The organism is Neobacillus sp. DY30, assembly GCF_030123065.1.
Lineage (GTDB): Bacteria > Bacillota > Bacilli > Bacillales > Cytobacillaceae > Neobacillus.
In genome coordinates this window covers 2,762,395-2,785,221 of sequence record NZ_CP126093.1, presented here as the reverse complement: position 1 = coordinate 2,785,221, position 22,827 = coordinate 2,762,395, and the positions used below count along the sequence as shown (strand labels likewise).

Below are 22,827 nucleotides of genomic sequence, written 5' to 3'. Positions count from 1 at the left end.
TTACATATAGAACGATATCTTCTAAAATCATACCAATCAAAAGCGATTATGTGTGTTCAATTTAATAATAAAAACAGACAGGTGTAATTTACACCTGTCTATTTAATATCATCAGATAATGGTTATGCATTAACTTCCTTTACCAGCTGATTGATTGAATGCAACTTGGCTGACAGCTCATTAAACCATTCTTCATCTCCAGTTGATAACGCGAGGTCAATTAGGAAAAGTATTTGTTCCTTATTGGTCACATTACCAGCAGGTAGACGTTTAAGCTGGTTGGTTAATAATGCAATTGTTCTGCCATTTATATCTTTGTTGTCGCTAGTCACAATCGTGACCTTTGCCACTCCTTCTAAATTGCTGAGCGATTCAACATAACCTATAATTAATTCCCCACTATGCAAATTTCCCTTAACCCAATCACCTATTTCTAAAATTGGAAAATGATTATTATTCAACATGATTTTTCACCTGCTTGAAAAGTATAGTCCTACTTAAAAAGTTTTTTCACGAAATCTTACTGTAAATTATTTTATTACAGTTATAGTAAGAAGAAACCTTTTGCAAAGGCCAGCCAATTCTTCTTTATTGTTTTTTATTGATAAAATCAACAATTTCTTTAATAGTATAATCCTTTAAATATTCACCCAGATGTTTTTCAGCACCTAAAAAAATGGTAAACAAGACTCTTTGCATATTTGCCCCCACAAGACACTGTTCATTTGATTCTGGACATTTAGGCTGAAGTGCACCTTCAGAGGTAATCTTATAGATGTCCCAGAGATTAACTTCACTAAGGTCTAAAGCAAATATAAACCCGCCGCCTGTTCCTTCTTTTGATTTAATAAATCCATGTTTTTTTAATAAACTTAATACTTTTCGAATACGAACTGGGTGGACACCGGCACTTTCTGCAATATATTCACTTGTTGACATCCGGTCTGGCTGTAAAGCAAGTAGAGTTAAACTGTGAATGGCAAGTGTAAAATCACTGTTCATGACCTGCCTCCTATACATTCATCATTTTTCTATTACAGATATTGCTACTATCAACTATTATAACATTTATTATACTGTAATGATCAACGTTACAGATTGGACGCAGCGTAACTTCAATTTTATCTGTTTTATTAATTAGCCGCTTTTTGCGATTCGGTGCTTACAAATGTACGAAGCCTACGTGGTAAAAACCTGCTTATTTCGTCCTCGTTATATCCAACCTGCAGTCGTTTTTCATCTATGATGATTGGACGGCGCAACATTTTAGGGTTGTCGATGATTAATTTATATAATGCATTAAGTGGCAGAGAGTCAATATCGACATTCAATTCCTGGTAAACTTTTGAGTTCGTAGAAATAATCTCGTCCGTCCCTTCTTCTGTCAGACGAAGAATCGATTTAATCTCATCGATTGTAAGTGGATCAGCTATTATGTTTCTTTCAATATAGTCAATTTGATGTTCCTCAAACCACGCTTTTGCTTTTCGACAAGAACCACAGCTTGGTGTTGTAAATAGAGTTACCATCTATTACACTCTCCTTTTTATCATTTCCATTATCCTATGCTTGCAGTTATTTAAATGTAACAAAAATCATTACAGTTATTTTCAACTAAACTATTTTATTTGAGAGCTTAACTTTACATCTATACTGTAATATTAATTTTTACAGTTAAATAAGTCAACTGTAATTTCCTGGGTACATTATATTCAAACTTATTTATTCGGTTACTTACTCACGGATTGAACTGTTAAAAATATTGTCTAGTTGTGCAATTTTCTAATGAGGTGAGCGTGTCCAGCAGTAGGATACGCTCTCCTTTCATCTAAACTGCGAAAAGACTGTATGGTTACGAAATGATTTCCCATCTTTTGTCATGTGCAATTTCTAAAAGACGAGGTTCTGGGTTCACAGCCACAGGATTTCCAACTAACTCGAGTACATTTAAATCACTGTAACTGTCTCCATATGCAAAGCTGTTTTGCCAATCCACTTCGGTATTTGAAAGATGAGCATTGATGAATTCTCTCTTTCTTTCACCATAAATATAATGGATAGAAGTGTTCTTAGATAATTTTTCATCCTCGTACGGAATCCTGCTTCCAATGATGCAATCAAAAGTAACATCCTCCGTAACGGAATTCAGAAGCGGCTCATATGCTCCTGAAACCAGCATGGTATAATATCCATCTTTTTTATGCTGTTCCAGTCGATTTAACATATCAAGACTCAAGTTTCGACTCATCATCCCGCCAATTTGAGAAAAAAACTCATCAATTTCTGTTTTCGATGAAGAACCAAAAGCCGCTAGATACGACCACATCGAGTACTCTTTCATATTTTGTTCAGGGTAAAGTTTACATTTGTATGCAATGTAAACCGGCAGGATTCTGAGAAAGAATTTACGGTACTTTTGAAAGTGGACAGGATGTTTCTTTAAATGACTCATTAAAAGCGGGAAAGTCTCTTCAGGAAATAATGTTCCATCAAAATCAAAAATAGCAACCTTCATATCATCAGCCTTTCGATTTATTTTTGAAAATCTTTGTTGGGAACAAGTATTTTCTTTTTATGTACTCCTCTACTATACATGAAAATGAAGGATTAACTAAACAAAACTCCCTTCTATTTTTGAAGAGAGTTTTGGCAAGACGCTATTTATAGTGGATGGTGCCTGGCACCTCTTTTAAAATTTCATCATCATTGCTGCTTGTTCCCAAATCATCCGCACTTCACGGTTTGGATCGTTTTCTACAGCACTTTCGATATTAAAAATCATCGTTGAACGTTCATTCAGGTTATATTTCGGCCATTCAGGAAGGATTTCTGTATTTGGATTGCTATTATGTGCAAAGTTTATCCATGCCTGGTGCATTTGGTTTGCTACCAACTGACGTTCTGGGGATGTTCCTGTGAAGTTCTCCGTATTTGGTGTATTGAGTGTATTAAAAACAAATGGAATTTCTAACGCGTGGGTAGATTTAAGCGCCCCGCCAAATACCGGTGTTTCCCAATCAAAACGATACATCCAAACAGGAGCACCTTGTTTCACCTGCAGTTCCGTTAATTTTTGTGCAGGATATGTAAAGATACTCATCGTTAGTATTTTGTTATAAAGTACTTGGGAGAGCGGCTTGTTTCCTCCGAGGTAACTTGAAATAATTGGCACCAGTGGCCCAAACGTTTTTTCAAATAGCTTTGTAACCTTTGTCTCATCGGCGTTTTTCCATTCAGGATCAAACACACTAAATATATTGTATTCATCTTTGTTAGTCCCAATTAGTATGGAGACATCCTTTGCTGATTCTTCTGCGATTGCCTCTTCCGGATGTCTAGGCATTGAAATACCATCAATTACCGGCCCTAAACTCATTGGTGGTACAAGGTCTGTGGCCTGTATTAATTGCTCCACTGGCAATTGCTCTAATTTTGATAAATTCGTGGGTTCAACTTGTAAAGCCGCTAAAAGATGACTAGCTATTTTAGTTGCTTTTGCCGAGGAATGAACATTAGCGGCAGCACCACTTTGGAGTATTGCTTTATGAAATAGACCTCGAGCTGAAGGAAAACCAAGCAGAACCCCAATGCTCATTGCCCCAGCAGATTCCCCAAATACCGTTACATTATTCGGATCACCGCCAAATGCTGATATGTTTTCCTGCACCCATTGTAATGCAGCTACCTGATCCATAATGCCGCAATTTCCTGATGTTGCGTATTCTTCCCCGCCAATTTCTCCTAGGTGCAGGAAACCTAAAATTCCTAATCGGTAATTAATCGTAACGACGACTACATCACCGTTCGCCGCAAATGAAGTACCGTCATACCAGCTGCTGGACCCTGATCCAGATACAAAAGCACCGCCGTGAATCCAAACCATTACCGGCCGCTTTTTATCATCTGCACATGGTGACCATACATTTAGGTAAAGACAATCTTCATTCATATTCGAGATGTCATTACCAAAAAACTCCATGATTTCTCGCTGCGGTTGTGGCGCAACTGGTGAGAATGCGGTCGCGTCCCGAATACCTTCCCAAGAATCCGGCAGCTCTGGAGCACGAAACCTTAATGATCCTACTGGCGGCTTTGCATATGGGATGCCCTTCCATGCAAATACACCATTGACTTGTTCACCCTGTAGCTTTCCGTAAGCGATTTCAACAATTGTTTTAGTCATTAGCCTCCTCCTCCTAATTAGAAGTTTTTGTAGGTTCTTGTTGTTAGTAAAACTATTCGAGAAGGAGAAGGTATTTTCCTTTTATTTACAAATAAGTTTAAATTTATACCTTTTAGGGGTGGTTTTTGGAAACTTTAGGGGTAATTGTTGACCCTGTATGGTTTTTTGTAGAAGCTGTACACTTTTGTGTATAAACTGTACGGTTTTCGTAAAAACTGTACGGTTTTTCGTAAAAACTGTACGGTTTCTCGTAAAAACTGTACGGTTTCTCGTAAAAACTGTACGGTTTCTCGTAAAAACTGTACGGTTTTCGTAGAAACTCTAAGGTTTTCGTAAAAACTGTACGGTTTTCGTAGAAACTCTAAGGTTTTCGTAAAAACTGTTCGGTTTCTCGTAAAAACTGTACGGTTTTCGTAAAAACTGTTCGGTTTCTCGTAAAAACTGTATGGTTTCTCGTAGAAACTGTACGGTTTCTCGTAGAAACTGTACAGTTTTTCATAAACACTGTACGGTTTTCGTAAAAACAGTACGGTTTCTCATAAATACCTGTACGGTTTTACCTAAATGTACACCTTGTCATTCAACACGCTGCTCTTTCCTTTGTAAAATTCCCATCGGAATATACGTAATGATAAATACAATAATTGCGGCTATTTCTAGACTAATATAATACATAATTCCACTGCCGAAAAAGGATAGTAAGGTTTCTGTTTCCGAAGGGCTTGCTAAAAAGAAGAAGTTGGTGTTTAACCATATATTGATGAAAAATATTGGTACAGCTATCACATTCAACGTAAGATAGCTAGTGATCACAGCTTTTCTAGGAACTCTGTACCCTTCAAAAAGGATAAAGTACAAAACAGCTAGTGGGATGGCGGAATGATGAAGGAAATATTTTATGAATCGAAAATGAGGAAATTGGTAGACGATGTCCGGTGTGACCATACTTAATATCGCAGGAAGAAGTCCAATGAAAAATAAGAGGTTAAACACTTTTTGATTGTGCTTTAAAAATAAGAACAATGATAAAAAAGTACTCAATGAACAAAGCTGTAACGGGAGGTCGCCCACTTCCCACTGGTTCGTTAGAATTAACCACAAATGAAAGGAAACTTCACAAAGGACTAATGTTGTAAATAAGGTCCATTTAATAATGGTCTGATATGATTTAAGACTTTTTCTGTAGTAGATAAATAGAAAACAGGTTAGAAAAAAAAGACAAAACGCCATAACATGAGGCATTGAAAAGAATGTGAAAGTCTGCATTCCGGTAACAGAAAACATGATAACAAACACCTCTTTTCTCAGTTTTCAAGGATAATAAGAATATATGACTATCATAGTCCGGACTATGATTAATTAAAAACCCCAAACTCGACTAATTGAGTTTGGGGCTTTACTTTAATTTGCAACTGTATTTTTGCTCATGTTATTCGTTTGGTGAATAATAAGGGCTGCAATTCCTTGAATAATCGTTTTAACAATCACTTGACCTAAGATTGCTGCCGGAACGGCTTCCCAAGGCAGGAAGTTTGCACCTAACGGACTCAGACCAAGAACCACGAAAATCGCTGAGTCCAAGATTCCCCCAACAATACCGCTGTAAAGAACACGTAAACTCATTGGCAATTTTAGTCTTGAATAAATTTCTGTATCAGTTGTTTCTGCTATCGCGAATGTAACTGCAGATGCTAAAACAATAATTAGGGTGTCGCCTAAAATGGATGAAACGACTGCGGATAATAACAGTGCTAATCCGATAAACATATATGTTTTCTTTCTTCCATACTTGTTTTGAACTAAATCACGGAAAATAAATGTTGCCCCGATTAGAAATGTTCCCATTGGAACGATGAACATACCCATCGTTAATGGTGCGAATGCTGCTGTCACAACGTTAGCAGTAACGATTGAAACTAAATACAATAGTATTCTCACAAAAAAACACTCTCCCTTTACAATCTAAGATGAAAAATAAAAAAACAGCACCTCTAAGAGAAATGCCGCTTCATCTTAGTTTTTTTAGCGAGGGGTGCTACAACCTCGACCGCAGTGAGCGGATTTTTTATTAAGATTTTCTTATTTTACACTTTTCCTATTAATCTGTCGATACCTTTATTTATATTTACCTACCCCTCTCTAGCCCTCATATCTATAAAAACTCCTTAACATAACCGTAAAAAAGGACTTTTTGGAAAATACCTAGAATAAAATAAAAGATAGGAAATTTTAACTAGATATACATAATAAGGTCCGAAGGTAAGAGGTAACTGAATTGGGGGTAAAAAAATGGCAGATGAAAAAATTGTAATAGGTGCTGGAACCACCTTTCCACTTAATGGGATATTAAGCATCCCAAATAAAGCGGCCGGATTGATTCCTGGTGTCATATTGGTTCATGGCTCAGGGCCCGGGAATATGGATTCTAAAGCTGGGAATACGTACCTATTTAAAGACCTTGCTGAAGGTTTATCGGAAAACGGAATTGCCGTTCTTCGTTATGACAAGAGAACATTTAAATATGGGAAAAAAATGAAAGATAATACTGGATTATCAGTGAAAGAAGAAACCATTGAAGATGCCATTCTTGCAGCTGAACTATTACGGAAAGATTCACGGATTGATTCAAACAAAATATTTATTATCGGTCATAGTTTTGGAGGTATGTTAGCACCACGAATTGATGCGGAAGGCGGCGATTTTGCAGGATTGATTTTGATGGCTGGTTCTCCAAGAAAACTTGAGGAAATAATGTTGTCTCAAAATGATGATCTTTTAGATTCATTGAATTGGTTTTTAAAAATGATTGCGAGAAAACAAATAGCATCATTATCGCACAAGTTTGAAAATATATACAATCTAACGGATGAAGAAGCAAAGTCAACCAAAGTACTTGGCAACGTTAGAGCTTACTATTTCAAAGAAATGGGCGAACATCCATCCAGTAATTATCTGCGTAATTTGGATAAACCTGTATTGATTTTACAAGGAGAAAAAGATGTTCAAGCAAAGGTTGAAGAAGATTTCGAGAGTTATAAGAAAATATTGGTGGAGAAACGCAATGTAACATTTAAACTTTATCCGAACTTAAATCATTTGTTTATGCCTTCGATTTATGGAAATATTTTAAAAGTACAAAAAGAGTATAAAGTTGCTCAAAATGTAGATCAACAAGTCATCAATGACATTTCCGACTGGATTCACTCTATTGCGTAAAAAATTGTATCGAGGTACACTGAAAGGCTTGGTCCAATGAAGACCGAGCCTTTCATGAAGTGATTATTTTTATCTATTAGAATTTGAGATTTTCATAATCGGTGGGATTTGCTGTTTTCTCTCCGTTCCAATCCAAACTAAACCAAGAACAATAACTAATCCTCCAACAATTTGTGTAATCCAAATTGCTTCATTAAAAAATAAAGCACCCGCGACAGCAGCGGCCGCTGGTACGAAATAGCGAAAGAAATTGGCTTTGGCTGCGCCCACGTGCTTCATGCAGATATTCCAGATAACAAAGGCAGCGACAGTGCAAAGCAATACATTATACGCAACGGCTCCCCACGTAATGATAGAGAGATTCCCCCATTGGATATTGCTCCATTTATCAAGGGTAAACGGTAATAAAAACAGTGAACCAAACAAGACGTACCATGTGGTTACACGCAGAGGTGAGTATTTCTTCATCAGCGGCATGCATGCCAAATTGAATAATGCACCAATTAAGCTGATACCTAAAGCAATGTAGTTTCCTATCATATATTTAGAACTGAGGTCAAAGCCATCTTTTCCCCCTAGGATAATCAACGTTACCCCGATTAAAGCAATAAATCCGCCAGTTGCCACTCTTACGCTTATTCTTTCACGAGTAAATAATGGTGCAAAAAGAGCAGCAAAAATCGGCCAAGGTGCAACATTTAATAAAGAGGCATTTGCAAGAGTTGTATATTTGATAGAGTACATAACCATGATCTCTAAAGCCGTCACGCCGATCAACCCAATAGCCGCGAGTGTCAGCAAATCACGCTTCTCCACTTTTACACTGCCTTCTGTCCACTTTAAAATAATAAATAAGACAGGCAACGCCAGCCCAAATCGGAGAAATACAAACACCTCGGCAGGAAACACGTCCATTGCCCACCGTGAAACCCCAAAATTGATTCCCCAAACAATCGATACAAAAATTAATCCTAAATAATAAAACGTATTTGATTTCATGTTTTCGCCATCCATTCACCCTAAAAATAAACACATGCAAATATTATCTCAAATAACCGTTACTTGGCACTAGAAAAATTTTTATTAAAACAAGGCTCTGTTAAAACTGAATGTTGATTTGTTTGGAAATAAGCGGAGAATTTCCGTTTATCTTCGGAAATACCCATATTTCCTTAAAAATAGGCGGAGTTTTTCCGCTTATTGAATCTAAATCCTTGGGATTTTGTCTTTTTTAAAGCAGTTAACCGGAATATCTCCGCTTATATCTGCTTCTTAAGCTGCCTCTATAAACATTAGCCGGAAATTCTCCGCCTATTAATTCTCAGCACTACACGAAAATAAACCTAAAACAAAGAAAAGGGATGGTTTTACCCATCCCACGGTTTCCGTTGACCTTTATAACGATACAATCGCATCTAAAGCTATTTTCATTTCCGCTTCTACCGCGCTAGAAACCAAGTCATTGTGTGGATTGTATTCATCACGAAGCTCGGCGTCCGCATAACCGTCAATCGCCATGATCGCTCCGGCTTTTACCCCTTTTAATGCGGCAATAACAAATAAAGCGGAGTTTTCCATGTCGACAGCTACAACACCCGCCTTTTTATAAAGCTGGTGTGGAAATTCGAGTACTCCCGAATAAAAGGCATCGAGTGTCAGGGTGATCCCCTCTGTTAAAGGAATGTCGCTTCCAGCTGTACCCGAAGCTTCCACTAATGCCTCGATGATTTTGCGGTCTGCAACGGCTGGGAATCCAGGAGGGACAATTTGTTTTGTTAATCCATCACAGCTGACAGCTGCGGTGCTAACGACCAAACTTCCAGGTGTAACCTCTTTTTGATAAGAGCCAGCTGTCCCAACTCGAATGATTGACTGTACCCCGCCCATTATCAATTCTTCAAAACATACTGCTGCACCAGGTGCTCCAACGCCATGGCTGACAACTGCTACCTGACGTCCTTTCCAGCTGCCGCTGTATGTGTGATACTCACGGTTTTGTGCAAGTAGGACAGGATTATCCAATAACTCTGAAATAATTTTCGCACGACCAGGATCTCCGCATACAAGAACACGTTCCGGCAGGATATCTGATGTTAATTTTAAATTTGGCAATTGTTTAGTCAAAGTCTTTTCGCTCCCATTCATCTTCTGGTATTGGCAGGTCTTCTCCTAAGAATCTTTCTTCTTTAAACGGATCACCATTAATATGAAAACCGTTTTGCTCCCAGAACCCTGGCTGATTTTCGTCAATAAACTCAATACCGCGGATCCATTTTACACTTTTCCAAAAATATAGATGCGGTACAACCAGTCGCAGCGGCCAGCCATGCTTAGCTGTTAACGGTTCTCCTTCAAAGGAGTGTGCCAAGATAACATCCTCATTGAGCAGATCCTCTAAAGCAATATTAGCGGTATAATCATAATCACCATGCAGCATTACATATTTACTTTTAGGAGTCACACCAATTTCCTTAAGAAAATCACTGAATTTGACACCGGCAAAGCCATTGTCAAAACGAGACCAGCGCGTTACACAGTGTATGTCGACATTGATGGTTGTCTGTGGCATTTGTTTGATTTGTTCATAAGATAGAACAGCCTCTTTGTCCACTTCACCAAACACTTTTAAATCCCATTTATCCATATCGTACACGGGTACGTCTCCTTCATGGAGAATCGGGAAACGTTCGGTTAATGCCTGTCCAGGCGGCAGGCGTTTTGCCAATTTCGGATCAACAGCCGGAACTCTCGTCTTTTTAATTCTTTCTGCCTTGTTCATGAACCTTTTCCTCCTTAACCTTACCTAGAGCTTTGCTGCCCTGATAGCTGTGAATCTGCTCCGCGGTCTTTTAGGAAGAACATCGCGAAGATGGTGATAATATATGGCAGCATCGCTGTGAATTGAGTTGGCATTGAAAAGCCCTGAAGTCTGATGCTCAGCGCATCCATCAATCCAAATAGTAAGCTTGACCCAACGATACCGATTGGATGGGATTGACCTAACATCATGGCAACAAGAGCGATAAAGCCCCGTCCAGCCGTCATGCCCTCTGTAAACATCGTTACTTGTCCAAGTGAGAGCTGGGCACCAGCCAAACCGCAAAGGATTCCACACGCAACAATCGCACCATATTGTAAAAGGGTAACCTTTAGGCCAAGACTTCTGGCTGCTGCTTCATTTTTGCCTACCGCAAGGACCCGGAAGCCGGTAACGGTACGGTAAAAGAAAATGTACAACACAATGGCCGCTAGAAAGGCAATATAAACAAGTGGTGAATGTCCCGAAAGAAGTTTCCCTAGTACGGGAATCCCTTCAATTACCGGAATGTCGACCTTTGGAAGTCCTTCCATGTTTTTATCATAAAAAGCCCCTTTTACATCAAAAATGGCTCGCAATCCAAACGTAGTCAAACCGAGCACTAAAAAGTTAATCGCAATACCTGCTACAATCGGGTTTGCTTTTAATCGAATCGCTGCCAGACCGAATAGCAATGAAACAAGTACGGAACCCAGTGCACCTGCTAAAACGGCCACAAGCACACTACCGCTAAAATAATTTCCAACAATGGCAGAAAAAGCACCTGCTAAAATTAAACCTTCAAGGCCAACATTAAAAATTCCAACGCGGGCACATAATGCTCCGCCTAAAGCTGCCAAAAGAATAGGACTGATCATTCGAATCGCTGATGTAAAAAAGGAGAGATCAAGCAGCTCCATGGATGTCCCCGCCTTTCTTCTTTACTTTCCACCAATTCATGGTGATTTTAGCTGTTACAAATAGGATGAGCACACCCTGAATCACACTGGCAATTTCAAGCGGAACCTCCGTATTGCGTTCCATGCCCATTGCACCTGTTTGAAGTGCGGCAAGCAGAATTGCCGCTACCGCCGTGCCAAGAGGATTCGAATTTGCTAAAAGTGCTGCCATTAGCCCTGTCCATGCATAGCCTGGAACCGTCAGGGAACCTTCCACATAGCGGTATTGTGATCCGAGAACTTCCACTGTCCCAGCTAGTCCTGCGATCCCGCCGCTAAAGAACATACTGTACAATAGAACCTTTATTTTGTTAATTCCGCCATACTCAGCAAAAAATGGGTTATAACCAAGCATTCTTACTTCGTACCCCGCTGATGTGAAACGCAGAATAATGAATAGAATAATCGCTAATACAATGGCAATCACAAATCCCACATGAACACTCATACCCGGGAATAATTTAGGCAGCCATGCAACCTGATCTATCATTGGTGTCTGCGCTAATGCAGCCGATCCACTTTTGTCTTGAAACGGGTGCGAAACTAAATAACCTGCAAAAAATACCGCTACATAGTTTAACAGTAACGTAGATATTAATAATTGTACTTTGAATCTAGTCTCCATCCATCCTGCAAGGAGTGACCATAAGCCTCCAGCTAAAAATCCCGCTGCCAATGCAGCTAGTATTTTAAGAATTCCAGATCCAGGAACATATAAAGCAGCAAGGGCCGCACTGACAGCACCTAACACCATTTGCCCTTCTGCACCCATATTGAAGACACCAGCGCGAAAGGCGATGGCCAACCCTAAACCGATCAAAATGATAGGAGTGGCGCGCGCAAATGTAGCAGTAACAAAGTAAAAGTTACCAAATGCCCCGTCCCACATGACCTTATAGGTTTCTAAAACAGAAGCCCCTACTAAACTAATCGCAACAGCACCTGTCAAAAGCCCAATCAACACGGCCGTAAGAGGCTGTACCAACGATTTAAGCAGTTGTTGTAGTTTTCGTTGAAGATTCATTCTTGTTTCCTCCTGCCATTAGTACACTTAATCTCTCTTCCGTTGCTTCTTTTCGATTGAGAATGTCGACAATTTTCCCTTCATACATGACAGCAATTCTGTCTGATAAAGCGAGTATTTCCGATAACTCCGAAGATACCAGGAGAATTCCATCTCCATTATTTCGTTTCTCAATGATTGCTTCATGAATATATTCCATCGCACCGATATCGACACCTCGAGTCGGTTCTGCAGCAATAAGAAAATCCGTTTCAAATCCTAGTTCACGGGCGACAATTAGTTTTTGCAAGTTTCCGCCAGAAAGGTTTCCTGATTTTTCATCTAATGAAGGAGTTTTAATTTCGAATCGGTCAATCCATCCTTTAAGAAGCTTGCGGAATGCGTTGACACGAATAAAGGAAGATTGATTGTAATTTTTCTTGCGATAATATCCCATTAACCCTGTTTCTTCGACCGAAGCTTCCTTCGCCGCTCCCCATAGGTAACGGTCTTCAGGAATATGGGCAAGACCCGCACTTCTTCGATTTGCAACAGATTTCCCTGTTAATGTTGTCTCTCCTAAGCGAATGTTGCCACTATCGATTTTTCTTAAACCTGTAATTGCCTGGATCAGCTCGGACTGACCATTCCCTGATACTCCGGCAATTCCGACAATTTCTCCGCGGTGTACGGTTAAGGAAAGATCATCCAAGATTGGTTTCTCCTCTTTCCCGCCAATGGAAAGGTTATCGACTACTAAAAGCGGTTCACCGTCCAATTGGACTCGTTGTGTAAGCTTTTGGAGCTCACGTCCAACCATCAAGGTAGCTAACTGTTCAACATCGGTATGTTGTTTTAACACATTTCCTGTCACCCGGCCATTTCTTAGCACGGTAATTTGGTCCGCTACCTTCATTACTTCTGGAAGCTTATGGGTAATGAGAATAATGCTCTTGCCCTGCTCTGCTAAAAATTCAATGGTTTTTAAAAGTTCCTCAACTTCAAGAGGTGTCAAGACCGCTGTGGGTTCGTCGAGTATGATTATATCGGCACCCTGATATAACACTTTTAATATTTCAATCCGCTGCTGCTCCCCTATCGAGCATTCCCCTGCTTTTTTCAATGGGTTAACATTGATTTTATACTGATCGCTTAGTTCCTTTACTTTTTCGGCCGCAGCTTTTCTATTAAAAAAACCATTCCGATTCGGTTCATGACCAATAACAATGTTTTCCGTTACCGAAAAATCAGAAAATAACATAAAGTGCTGATGCACCATACCGATTCCGTTCTCAATCGCATCAAGCGGTCCTGAAAATTTGATTGTCTTTCCATTGAGTAGGATTTCACCACTTGTAGGCTGCTCCAGACCGTAAAGCATCCGCATAAGGGTCGTTTTGCCGGCACCATTTTCTCCGACAATGGCCAAAACCTCTCCTTTTTTCAGCCGTATCGAAATCCTGTCATTCGCAAGGAACTCGCCGTACTTTTTGGTCATTTCCTTCATTTCTAACACGTAGGTCATGGTTTACCCCCCCTTTAAAAATCGAAACCGACTACAAGGTGCAGTCGGTTTACGTTTTCAGATTAATTGCTCAGTGGATTTTTAATTTCTCTTTTTCCAGATACAATTTCTTCATGAAGAGCTTTTACTTGGTCAATCACTTCTTGTCCAACAAAGCTGTTAAGAGGAGTTTTGCTTTCATGTGTTACATATGTTAAGCCAACGCCCTTTTCCTTCAATCCATACTCGACAACACCTGATTTAAAATTGCCATTTGCAAATGCTTTTACTGTTTCATATGCAGCAGCGTCTGTCCCTTTAAGCTGTGACAGAACCACGTGCTCTGGATCTACCTCTGTACGGTCTACGTCCTGACCAGAAGTAAAGAAGCCTTGTTCTTTTGCTGCCTCAAATACACCTAGGTCGCCTACTGCAGCAGCCCCTGCCACAAAGTCTGCCCCTTTAGAAGCTTGTAACAATGCTAATTCTTTAGCTTTTGCAGGATCGGTAAATCCTCCAACATAGTTTACTAGAAACTCTGCGTCTGCATTGGTTTCCTTTAACCCTTGTTCAAAGGCAACTGTCCATTTTTTCATTAACGGAATATCCATCGCTACTACCATACCGACTTTATCTGTCTTGGTAGAAAGACCTGCTGCAGCTCCTAGTAGGAATGCCGCTTCGTGTTCTCTGAAATTAACACTTTGAACATTTGGAAGGTCTACCACTGTATCAATAATCGCAAATTGGCGATCTGGATTTTCTGTTGCTACCTTCTTCAATGCATCCTCTGATTCAAATGATGAGGTAATGATTAAATCATATCCTTCTGCCACAGCTACACGAAGGTTTTCTTCGATCGCTGAATGATCCGTAGATTCGATTGTGTTTAATTCAACTCCAAATTCCTCAGCCGCTTGTTTCGCCCCTTCATCCATTTGCTGGAAGAATGGGTTAACACCGATTTTCTCAGGCAGGACAAGTGCGATTTTCTTCTTATCCTCTTTGCTTGGCGATGTATCTTTCCCGGATGATTCTTGTGCTCCACATCCTGCGACAAGCAGGACTAAGGCTAATGCGATAAGTGAAAATAGTTTTCTCATGTTGTTCCCCCTGTGATATATTTCGTTTTTATTCCTATTTGTTTATTAATTTACTAAAAATTATCAAATATAGCAATACAAAATCGAACATTTTTAAAATATTTTATTTTAATGTTCGTGTTTTGCTGTTTCGCTCCATTAAAAAACCCTCTTCCGAAAAATAGGAAGAGGGTTTTTTACTATACTCTTCCTTATCTTTCAGAACATACTTGTTCTGTAGGATTTGGCACCATACTATTTAAAAATAGCGGTTGCCGGGCGTCATCGGGCCAGTCCCTCTGCCTCTCTTGATAAGGTAAATCATATGTATTTTGTGAAACTATATATACAACATAGCAATAATAAAAACTAAAATTATTATATTCTAAAAGTTTTAAAATTACAATACTATTTAAATATTAAAAAAATAAACCGGTGGAAAATTGCCTCACCGGTTTATTCTTGTAATATTTTTCCTTACTACAGTATAAAAAAAATTTACCAAGTCCAATTTGTGATAGAAAGTAACATTAAAACAGCGGCAGCTAATGCAATATTCTTTAGGAATTGATTCATTTCTCCTACTTTTGCATTCTGATCTGTTTCTTTCCAAAAATTATGCATCATGAAAGCTGAAACAACTAGGAATATTGCTAATAAATAGAGTCCCCATTCAATCCAGTATGCCGTAAGGATACTCAAACCGCCCGCTAGCAGCATTAATCCCGTTACGACTACTGATAATCCTGGTGCTGGTACTCCCTTATAGGAAGCATACTGTTTTAAACCTTGAAATTGGATGAAATGATTTAGACCTGAATAAGCAAAATAAAGACCAAATACTGCCCGACCAACCAGCCATAGCCAATCCATTCAGACATCATCCCTTCATTAGGTTAGTTCCTTTCTCTATACATATATACTTTTAATTCAAGAATATTCCGTCTTTTTTAAAAAAAGAAACTACGGAGCTAATTAATGCTCGTGGTTTCTAATTTAAATCGTTACCTAACAATTCCGTGTTTGATGATTTCAGCTTCGACTACTGTATTAAATGTAATATTTTTAAAGTATTCCTTTTGATCTTGAGCTTCCCAGGTTTTGGGGTGAAAGGCGATTAGTCTCCTTCCAATTCCAAATGCATCACAATTCGCCTGCTGCATTTTTTTAATAACCTTTTTCGCGTCTTCTGTAAGCTCTTTTGATAATAACTTATTTAGACGATCTATGTCCTCCGGAACATCCCCCTTTGGATACTCTTCAACGCTTATCTTTAAATTTAACTTTATCGAAACAGCTATCTCCCTATCTTTAACTTGTACTTTTAATTTTCTTTTCATATCTTGGATATTAAAGGAAATATAGTCATTTAATTCCTGATTTTCATTATTTACTTTTTTTGTAAACCGTGCGTTCTTACCTTTTTTGTTATTCAATAAAAGCAGGAGGGTTGACTCTTGTGGCGGTAAATTTCCTGCATACTTTTTCTCATTCATTAGGGCTAGTCCAACAACCACTGCGCTTTTCTTTTTATCCATTGTTAGAAAAGGGAGGACGATATCTTCTCCGGGATCAATCATTTCTGAAGCAAGCGTCTGGATCGTTTGACTCGGAATGATTGAGTTTTCTTCTGCACTTGTAATAGCATCTTGTATATATTCGCTTACGTTTGTCTCATGTTTTGGTTTAATCCCAAGCAGGTCGACTGCCTCCCCTTCCACAACCACTAGTGTAGCACCCAGTGAATTACGTGGATCTCTCCAAATGACATCCAGTGAGGAATAAATCCCAGTACCAGCCATACGTTCGCCGAATAGGATTAGTTTATTTTTAGATGTATCTAATATTCCAGCAATTTCACGGTCGATTTTCATACGGCTGTCCCTTGGTGTATGACCGGTGGCAGAGAATGTTTCACTTTTCACCATGGCTTGCGGACCCCCAGAGGACTCCTCGATAATCGGGATGGATACCCCTAATAAAAGTTCTTCTTCTGGAGTTAAATCAAAACTTAAAATCTGAACCAATACGGCATTTTTCATCAGGTGCTGATCCCAACAGCCAGTTAGTAACAAACAGATTATGAGTAAGAGAATCTTATTGTTTTTCATGCCTTATTCACCACTTCTTTTTTTGTCAAAATAAACGAAAGAATAAATAGAAGTACAGGAATAATGACAATAAAAATATAGTGCGAAGGCCCAAGTATCTGATTAAATCGTTCAAAGTCTTTCCCTTGATCGGGGATAAGAGCCAAAACTAAATAGATCCCAGCAACAATCGGCAGAAATGGGGCATAGTGTTTTTTTTGAACTAGACTGGCTAACCCCATTGACGATAATAATAGCCAGTTTGCAATGGAAGTCGCTACGATAACAAGCCACAGTGATAGGAAAAATAAATCCGTCCTTTCGAGAACCTGAAACGAATAAGCTTTAATCATATACAATAACGGCTCAGGAGTCAGTCCAATATCCACACTGGGTTCGAAAAAGACAAGACTAGCGATCACCAAAAAGGTATAAAAGCTTATGACAAAGAGGTTTGCTGTCGTTATCGCAATGAGCTTTTCTTTTCCGGAAGAATGAACATACGGATGGATAAAGAGAAAAAGTTCAAAGCCCAACAACGAGAAAGCTGCTTCTTTTGTTCCTTTCAAGATCGTTGGTATGCTATGATCCCCTATTGGAAAGAGATACAGTAAGTTCGCATCTTTCATTGCATAAGAAATCAAAGCTACTAATACCACCAAAATTGGCGATACCAGTACATAGAATCTTGCAATACTAGTTAAACCTTCACTGACAATGTAAATACACGTTAATAGCATTAAAATCATCGTGATCCAATTAGGGGTATGAGGCAAAATCCATTTATCGATAATGTCACTATACCTCGCTAGAACTAAACTCCCTGTTAACATAAAGTACAAGGAATAACTGAGAATCAGTATCTTCCCGAACACTCTCCCTAGTAATTTTGGAAGTATTTGATACAGTGACAGGTCAGGAAATCTTCTGCATAGTCCCCAAAAGACGAAAACAACCGCTTGTGATATGACTCCTGCTATGATAGTTGAAATCCAGGCGTCCTGTTTAGAGATCGATGCTACATCATGTGGTAATGATAATATTCCTACACCAATTTGTGCCTGAATAATCATAAATACCAGCTGTTTATTTGTGATTTTATTCGCGGTTTGTTTCATTCGTCTTCCACCCTCTTGACAAGGATTGCTTTCTCAACATTTTCGGTTTTGAATCGAGCGGACGCGTATTAAATTTCCAAAGTGGCAGCCGAATAAAAGTATCTTTTATATCCTTCAATCGAAATGGTGCCCAAGGTGCAAAATAGGGTGTACCAAATGATTCTAACCGGCATAAATGAGCTAATGTAAACATAAATCCAAAAACAATCCCAACGAATCCAAACGTTGAAGCAAGAATCATATGGGGAAAGCGCAAAAATCGAACGGCATCGCTCATTTCTGTTGAAGGGATGCTGTAGGCTGCAACCGCCGTAATTGCGACAACTACAATCATTGTATTCGAAACGAGTCCTGCACGGACAACTGCGTCGCCAATAACAAGACCCCCTACTATACCAATGGTTTGACCAATTCTCGCTGGCAGCCTTACCCCTGCCTCACGGATCAGCTCAATGGTTAACTCCATGACAAGTGCCTCAATTAATGGGGGAAATGGAATATTACGGATGGAACTTACAACCGGCAGAACTAAATCATCCGGCAGTACTTCGAAATGAAAACCAATGACCGCAATGTAAATGGCAGGTAAATTAACCGCAATAGCAATGCTCACAAGTCTCATGGAACGGATAAACGTTCCAATCATCCATCGTGAATTATAATCATCAGGTGAATGAAAAAATGCAAAGAATGTGACTGGTATAAGTAAACAAGAAGGACCGCCTTCCATAAGTATCGCTACTCGACCTTCATTTAGATGACCGATTACACGATCTACTCTTTCTGTACTTAAAATCTGTGGAAAAGGTGACCAGGTAGAATCTTCTATTAATTCCTGAAGAGATCCAATACTTGGTATATGATCCATAGAAATATAATCAATCCTGCGTTTAAATTCTTTTATTATGTCTTGATTTGCAAGATTTTTCAGATATACCATGGTTAGTTTGGATTCAATATTCGCACCCACAGAAACATGTTCCATGACCAAGTCTGCAGTTCTTACTGATTTTCGAATTAAATGTAGATTGATTAAAAGGTTTTCAACAAAACCTTCATGAGATCCCTTTATTACTTGTTCATTATTAGGTTCTACGACTGCCCGATCTTTGGAGATCGCCACTTCTAACCTGTAAAATTTGTTGTCTCTATCGAAGAGGATAATACAAGAGCCATTTAAAAGTTCTTCTTTCGCTTTGTTTAAGTTTTCTGATTTTAGAAATTTAGCATTAAGTACACTTTCGAGTTGGTCACCATTTGCTTCTAGTAACGGACTTAAAATATTATTTTGAATTTTCTCCGAATCGCTCATCGTATTTAGGTAGACAAGGATTCCCCGGTTATTTCTCACCTTAAATTCCTTAATGATTAAATCATCTGAACATGAAAAAGTATTTTTTATAAAAGAAATGTTCTGATCTATTGAAGTAAATACCTCTGCAAATGGTTTAGACTCCTGATCAGAAGGAACTTGTTTGAATCCTTTCTTTATATGTCTCTTAAATCCACGAGAAATGTATTTCATTTTTTACTCCATTGATCTTTTTTCCAATACTTTCCCCAAAAAAGGTGTGAACTATGTCAATCTTGCTTTTCATTTTTAGACTATCCTTAATTTTCCACCTCTGGGTCGATTCTCCTAGTGACCACAATCTTTTTACTATGATATATTAGTTAACGTAGTCGAGAGTAACAAAACAAACATGAAATGGTGAGTAATCGCGGCTCATGTTTACATGAGTTGAGGAAAGTCCAGGCTCGCCCGGTGCTGAGATGCCCGGAGTGTTCGTGCCATCTGCAAAGGTGGGCAGCAGATTCCATTCTGCTGACGGCGGGGAAATTATGCTAAGTCCATTTGGATATGCTGAGAGTACCCTGAAAGTGCCACAGTGACGAATTCTTCTGGAAACAGAAGAAATGGAACGGGTAAACCCCACGAGCGAGCAACCCAAACTTTGGTAGGGGCACCATCCTGCGGGAATGATGAACCAAACGGATGGATCGGTCTTTGTGACTGATAGTCATATGATTACACCTGTTGTGCGAGATTGGCATCGTTTGAGCACGCAGGAACAGAACCTGGCTTACAGCCATTTCATGCGCCGGCTTTATAACTTAACATAAGTAACAGTCTAGCCTATACATACCGTGCTAGACGGGGAGTTGGCGGTGCCCTATCACCCGCAATCCGCCATAGCGGGGTTGAACTCCTGCCCGAGGTTTGAGCATGTAAGGTCTGCCTTGTAAAAATAGTGTTGAAAAACTGGGTCCTGCGCAATGGTACCTATGAATCTGGTCAGGTCTGGAAGGAAGCAGCCATAAGTAGTCACTACCATGTGCCGTGGGGAAGCCTAGTTTGAGCTAATCTTTACAAGTAACGCTTGTTTGTTCTCATCAAAGGCAGGTGCACGGTGTTACATATCCGAAAAGTGCCAGGCACCATTCGTAAATTGAATGGTGCCTGGCACTTTTTATTTTATATTTCAAAATGAGAAGTGTTTACTTTTTCTAATAACAATTGTGATGGCTCGCTTGAATACAAATACAACCTATGCATTGGCCTTGTCATGGCTACATACAATAATTTAATGTCCAGCTCTTCTTCACGATACGGTTCTTCCAAGGCGACAATCAGGACGGCATCAAATTCCAATCCTTTTGAAAGATAGGAAGGTACGATGACGACGCTCCCCTTTTTCATATCCTCTTTTTCTTCTAAAAGCTGGATAGGAAAATCACAAGTCTCGAGCATTTTATAAATCCGCAAACACTCGCTTTCGTTTTTTCCAATGACCGCTATTGAGTTGAGTTCTCGCTCTTTGAGTGCATGAATGTCTTTTTCTAGTAATTCTCTTTGTTGTTGAAGGTTGCTAGGGTCAATTTTTGTAAAGCGTGGTTTGTCCCCATGTCGGATGACCGGTTGTACAATTGGCAGGTCTTTGCCCATAATCGCAAGAATGTCATTTGCTAAATGCATGATTTCAACCGTAGTTCGATAACTTTTTTGCAAGGCATGATAATTAGCATTTGGAAAAATTTCCGTGACTAGCGGCTCCCAGCTGTTTAACCCGCGATAAGAATGAATTCCTTGGGCTAAGTCTCCCACAATTGTAAACAATTCTGTTTCAAAACCTTCTTTCATGGCAGCAAACTGAAAATAGCTGTAGTCCTGTGCCTCATCTATGAAAACACTCTTCATTTTATATGGTTCATCAATACCCTCTAGTTTCGCTTTCATATAAAATAATGGGGCTAAATCCTCGAGCTCCCATGCTTTTTTCGCAAAAATCTTTTTACTATAGAGGCTCAGTTTCTTGCATTCCTTTTCAGTGAGAGTGTGTGAGTACTTTTGTAACAGTTCAGGAGATGTTATCAGTTCCTTATATAAGGTAAATATATCTTTTTTTACAAAAGGATCCATATAATTTTTAATAGCCGTTTTCGACTCCCGCTCTACGTTACGAAGGCGTTTTTCCTTTGTATCCATGATAGTGACGACTTTTTCTCTTCTTTTATCCGCATTCATTCGGTTGTTGTAAAGCGCCTTTTCTAAAGCTTCATCATACTTACTATTAATCTTGGTCAGTATGATCGATTTTTTTAATCGCAAATCATTGGCTAATAAATTTTTTATTTTATCCAGCCTTTTATAAATGGGTAAGTAGTTAAATTCTTTTAAAAATAATTTATTGATTTTTTGCCCCCTCATCAGAAGCGATTTTTCAATAATAAAATCCTTTGTTGGTGCGAGGGTATGTTCGATTTCGTTTACATAATTGTCGATTAGTTCTTTAAAATCCATGGATCCTTTATAACCAGACACCCATTGTAACCATTTTGATTTTTCTTCCCCTTTCATAAGGGCCATTAATTTTGAGTTCGGTGTTAATAATTTAATTTTCTTGCCGAGGCAATTCCTCATAAAATCGATATACGTGGTTTGTTTAATTTTGTTTACCCCTAAATCAGGGAGTACAGCAGAAATGTAATCAATAAATAATCGGTTTGGTGCAAGAATCATTAATTTTTCTGGAGGAAATCGATATCCTGAAGAATAGAGAAAGTAAGAAATTCTATGGAGTGCAATCGTTGTTTTACCGCTTCCAGCAGCTCCTTGAACGATAATCGGATGTTTTAGAGAGGCCCGGATGACATCATTTTGTTCATTTTGAATGGTCGCCACAATTTCGGTTAAGCGATTGTCCGCCTTACCCGATAAGGATTTTTGCAAGAGTTCATCATGTGTAGTTAAATCAATATCTCTAATTTCTCTTAAAAACCCGTCCTCAATTTCATATTGTCTTTTTAGAGATAGATAACCACTTTGTGTTTCACCGTAGGCATCATAGGAAACCTCACCCAGCCTGCCATCATAGTAAACGTTTGCAATTGGTGAGCGCCAATCAACAATAATGGGAATCTGGTTGACACGGTCAAAGAGCGATGCTTTTCCGATATACAGGATTTCTTCGTCAGTATCGCCGCTGCTTTTAAAATTAATTCTTGAAAAGTAAGGCTTACCAATGATGCTGGCCAATCTTTCCAATTCACTCTGTGCTAATTCTAGGTACTGTGCATTCGTTAGTAGTGTCATGTAACTTAAACTACTATCAGATGTATCCAGCTCAGCAAAAGCTTCCTTCAGATTTTCTACGAATTGTTCTTTATTCCCCTTTGACATTTCCAAAACATTTTTTATGTATTCTTTGGTAAACTCTAAGCGCTCAACTTCTAATTGATAATCTTTGTGATCACGAACTGATTTCTCTTTTTTTGAACTCATTCTCTTAAACGGTCACCTCTCCCTATCAGCTTTTAGCCATGCCGAACAGACACAAAAAGAAACATCTACAAATCATTTTTGCAGATGTTTTC

20 protein-coding genes, 2 other RNA genes and 1 riboswitch are annotated in these 22,827 nt (G+C 39.0%); of the genes, 3 read left to right on the top strand and 19 right to left on the bottom strand.

From position 1 onward, the window contains the following. Nucleotides 1-122: 122 nt before the first annotated feature. The 7 genes from QNH29_RS13425 to QNH29_RS13395 all read right to left on the bottom strand — a co-directional run bounded on the left by QNH29_RS13425 (nucleotide 123) and on the right by QNH29_RS13395 (nucleotide 6,121). Nucleotides 123-464, bottom strand: coding sequence for an IDEAL domain-containing protein (locus tag QNH29_RS13425; protein ID WP_283865250.1), 342 nt, complete (start codon nucleotides 462-464; stop codon nucleotides 123-125). A 124-nt stretch (nucleotides 465-588) separates the two neighbouring features. Beyond that, a complete protein-coding gene (locus QNH29_RS13420; RefSeq protein ID WP_283865249.1) occupies nucleotides 589-1,002 on the bottom strand; it encodes an RrF2 family transcriptional regulator in 414 nt (137 codons plus the stop codon). Between the two features lie 131 nt (nucleotides 1,003-1,133). Next, nucleotides 1,134-1,529, bottom strand: a complete 396-nt coding sequence (gene spxA / locus QNH29_RS13415; protein ID WP_283865248.1) for a transcriptional regulator SpxA — start codon at nucleotides 1,527-1,529, stop codon at nucleotides 1,134-1,136. A 323-nt stretch (nucleotides 1,530-1,852) separates the two neighbouring features. After that, nucleotides 1,853-2,515, bottom strand: coding sequence for an HAD family hydrolase (locus QNH29_RS13410; protein WP_283865247.1), 663 nt, complete (start codon nucleotides 2,513-2,515; stop codon nucleotides 1,853-1,855). A gap of 174 nt (nucleotides 2,516-2,689) precedes the next feature. Then, nucleotides 2,690-4,183 (bottom strand): carboxylesterase/lipase family protein, encoded by a 1,494-nt coding sequence (locus QNH29_RS13405; protein WP_283865246.1) that lies wholly within the window; start codon nucleotides 4,181-4,183, stop codon nucleotides 2,690-2,692. A 576-nt stretch (nucleotides 4,184-4,759) separates the two neighbouring features. Continuing rightward, on the bottom strand, nucleotides 4,760-5,449 hold the full coding sequence (locus QNH29_RS13400) for a YwaF family protein (protein ID WP_283865245.1): 690 nt from the start codon (nucleotides 5,447-5,449) through the stop codon (nucleotides 4,760-4,762). Nucleotides 5,450-5,584: 135 nt separating this feature from the next. Beyond that, nucleotides 5,585-6,121 (bottom strand): VUT family protein, encoded by a 537-nt coding sequence (locus tag QNH29_RS13395; protein ID WP_283865244.1) that lies wholly within the window; start codon nucleotides 6,119-6,121, stop codon nucleotides 5,585-5,587. Between the two features lie 351 nt (nucleotides 6,122-6,472). On the opposite strand from QNH29_RS13395, the gene QNH29_RS13390 reads away from it, so the two are divergent. Beyond that, nucleotides 6,473-7,399: an alpha/beta hydrolase family protein gene (locus tag QNH29_RS13390; RefSeq protein WP_283865243.1), complete on the top strand. Its 927-nt coding sequence runs from the start codon at nucleotides 6,473-6,475 to the stop codon at nucleotides 7,397-7,399. Nucleotides 7,400-7,468: 69 nt separating this feature from the next. Here the strand turns inward: QNH29_RS13390 and QNH29_RS13385 are convergent, their stop codons facing one another. From QNH29_RS13385 to QNH29_RS13335, 11 genes are all read right to left on the bottom strand, one after another. Then, nucleotides 7,469-8,398 carry a DMT family transporter gene (locus QNH29_RS13385; protein ID WP_283865242.1) on the bottom strand — a complete coding sequence of 310 codons (930 nt, stop codon included), beginning with the start codon at nucleotides 8,396-8,398 and terminating at the stop codon, nucleotides 7,469-7,471. 396 nt (nucleotides 8,399-8,794) lie between these two features. Continuing rightward, nucleotides 8,795-9,523: a nucleoside phosphorylase gene (locus QNH29_RS13380; RefSeq protein WP_283865241.1), complete on the bottom strand. Its 729-nt coding sequence runs from the start codon at nucleotides 9,521-9,523 to the stop codon at nucleotides 8,795-8,797. Then, complete coding sequence (locus tag QNH29_RS13375) at nucleotides 9,516-10,178, bottom strand: sulfite oxidase-like oxidoreductase (protein ID WP_283865240.1); 663 nt, start codon at nucleotides 10,176-10,178, stop codon at nucleotides 9,516-9,518. The genes QNH29_RS13380 and QNH29_RS13375 overlap by 8 nt, the downstream gene beginning before the upstream one ends. Nucleotides 10,179-10,198: 20 nt before the next feature. Continuing rightward, nucleotides 10,199-11,116 (bottom strand): ABC transporter permease, encoded by a 918-nt coding sequence (locus QNH29_RS13370; RefSeq protein ID WP_283865239.1) that lies wholly within the window; start codon nucleotides 11,114-11,116, stop codon nucleotides 10,199-10,201. Further along, the gene (locus tag QNH29_RS13365) at nucleotides 11,103-12,179 is read right to left on the bottom strand and encodes an ABC transporter permease (RefSeq protein WP_283865238.1); all 1,077 of its coding nucleotides are present in this window, start codon (nucleotides 12,177-12,179) and stop codon (nucleotides 11,103-11,105) included. Before QNH29_RS13365 ends, QNH29_RS13370 begins: the two co-directional genes overlap by 14 nt. Then, complete coding sequence (locus QNH29_RS13360; RefSeq protein ID WP_283865237.1) at nucleotides 12,145-13,683, bottom strand: ABC transporter ATP-binding protein; 1,539 nt, start codon at nucleotides 13,681-13,683, stop codon at nucleotides 12,145-12,147. The genes QNH29_RS13365 and QNH29_RS13360 overlap by 35 nt, the downstream gene beginning before the upstream one ends. A gap of 62 nt (nucleotides 13,684-13,745) precedes the next feature. Then, nucleotides 13,746-14,765 carry a BMP family lipoprotein gene (locus tag QNH29_RS13355; protein ID WP_283865236.1) on the bottom strand — a complete coding sequence of 340 codons (1,020 nt, stop codon included), beginning with the start codon at nucleotides 14,763-14,765 and terminating at the stop codon, nucleotides 13,746-13,748. A 188-nt stretch (nucleotides 14,766-14,953) separates the two neighbouring features. Further along, a riboswitch (SAM riboswitch) is annotated at nucleotides 14,954-15,062 on the bottom strand. A gap of 180 nt (nucleotides 15,063-15,242) precedes the next feature. Next, nucleotides 15,243-15,617, bottom strand: a complete 375-nt coding sequence (locus QNH29_RS13350) for a DoxX family protein (RefSeq protein ID WP_283865235.1) — start codon at nucleotides 15,615-15,617, stop codon at nucleotides 15,243-15,245. Nucleotides 15,618-15,748: 131 nt separating this feature from the next. Further along, complete coding sequence (locus QNH29_RS13345; protein ID WP_283865234.1) at nucleotides 15,749-16,855, bottom strand: Ger(x)C family spore germination protein; 1,107 nt, start codon at nucleotides 16,853-16,855, stop codon at nucleotides 15,749-15,751. Then, entirely contained in the window at nucleotides 16,852-17,952 is a 1,101-nt protein-coding gene (locus tag QNH29_RS13340) for a GerAB/ArcD/ProY family transporter (RefSeq protein ID WP_283865233.1), read from the bottom strand. Before QNH29_RS13340 ends, QNH29_RS13345 begins: the two co-directional genes overlap by 4 nt. Continuing rightward, the gene (locus tag QNH29_RS13335; RefSeq protein ID WP_283865232.1) at nucleotides 17,933-19,477 is read right to left on the bottom strand and encodes a spore germination protein; all 1,545 of its coding nucleotides are present in this window, start codon (nucleotides 19,475-19,477) and stop codon (nucleotides 17,933-17,935) included. The genes QNH29_RS13340 and QNH29_RS13335 overlap by 20 nt, the downstream gene beginning before the upstream one ends. Nucleotides 19,478-19,659: 182 nt before the next feature. Here QNH29_RS13335 and rnpB point away from each other — a divergent pair. Further along, an RNA gene (rnpB, locus tag QNH29_RS13330) (RNase P RNA component class B) lies at nucleotides 19,660-20,044 on the top strand. Between the two features lie 54 nt (nucleotides 20,045-20,098). After that, an RNA gene (gene ffs / locus QNH29_RS13325) (signal recognition particle sRNA large type) lies at nucleotides 20,099-20,364 on the top strand. Nucleotides 20,365-20,428: 64 nt separating this feature from the next. Here ffs and helD read toward each other — a convergent pair. After that, entirely contained in the window at nucleotides 20,429-22,735 is a 2,307-nt protein-coding gene (helD, locus tag QNH29_RS13320; RefSeq protein WP_283865231.1) for an RNA polymerase recycling motor HelD, read from the bottom strand. Nucleotides 22,736-22,827: the final 92 nt, after the last annotated feature.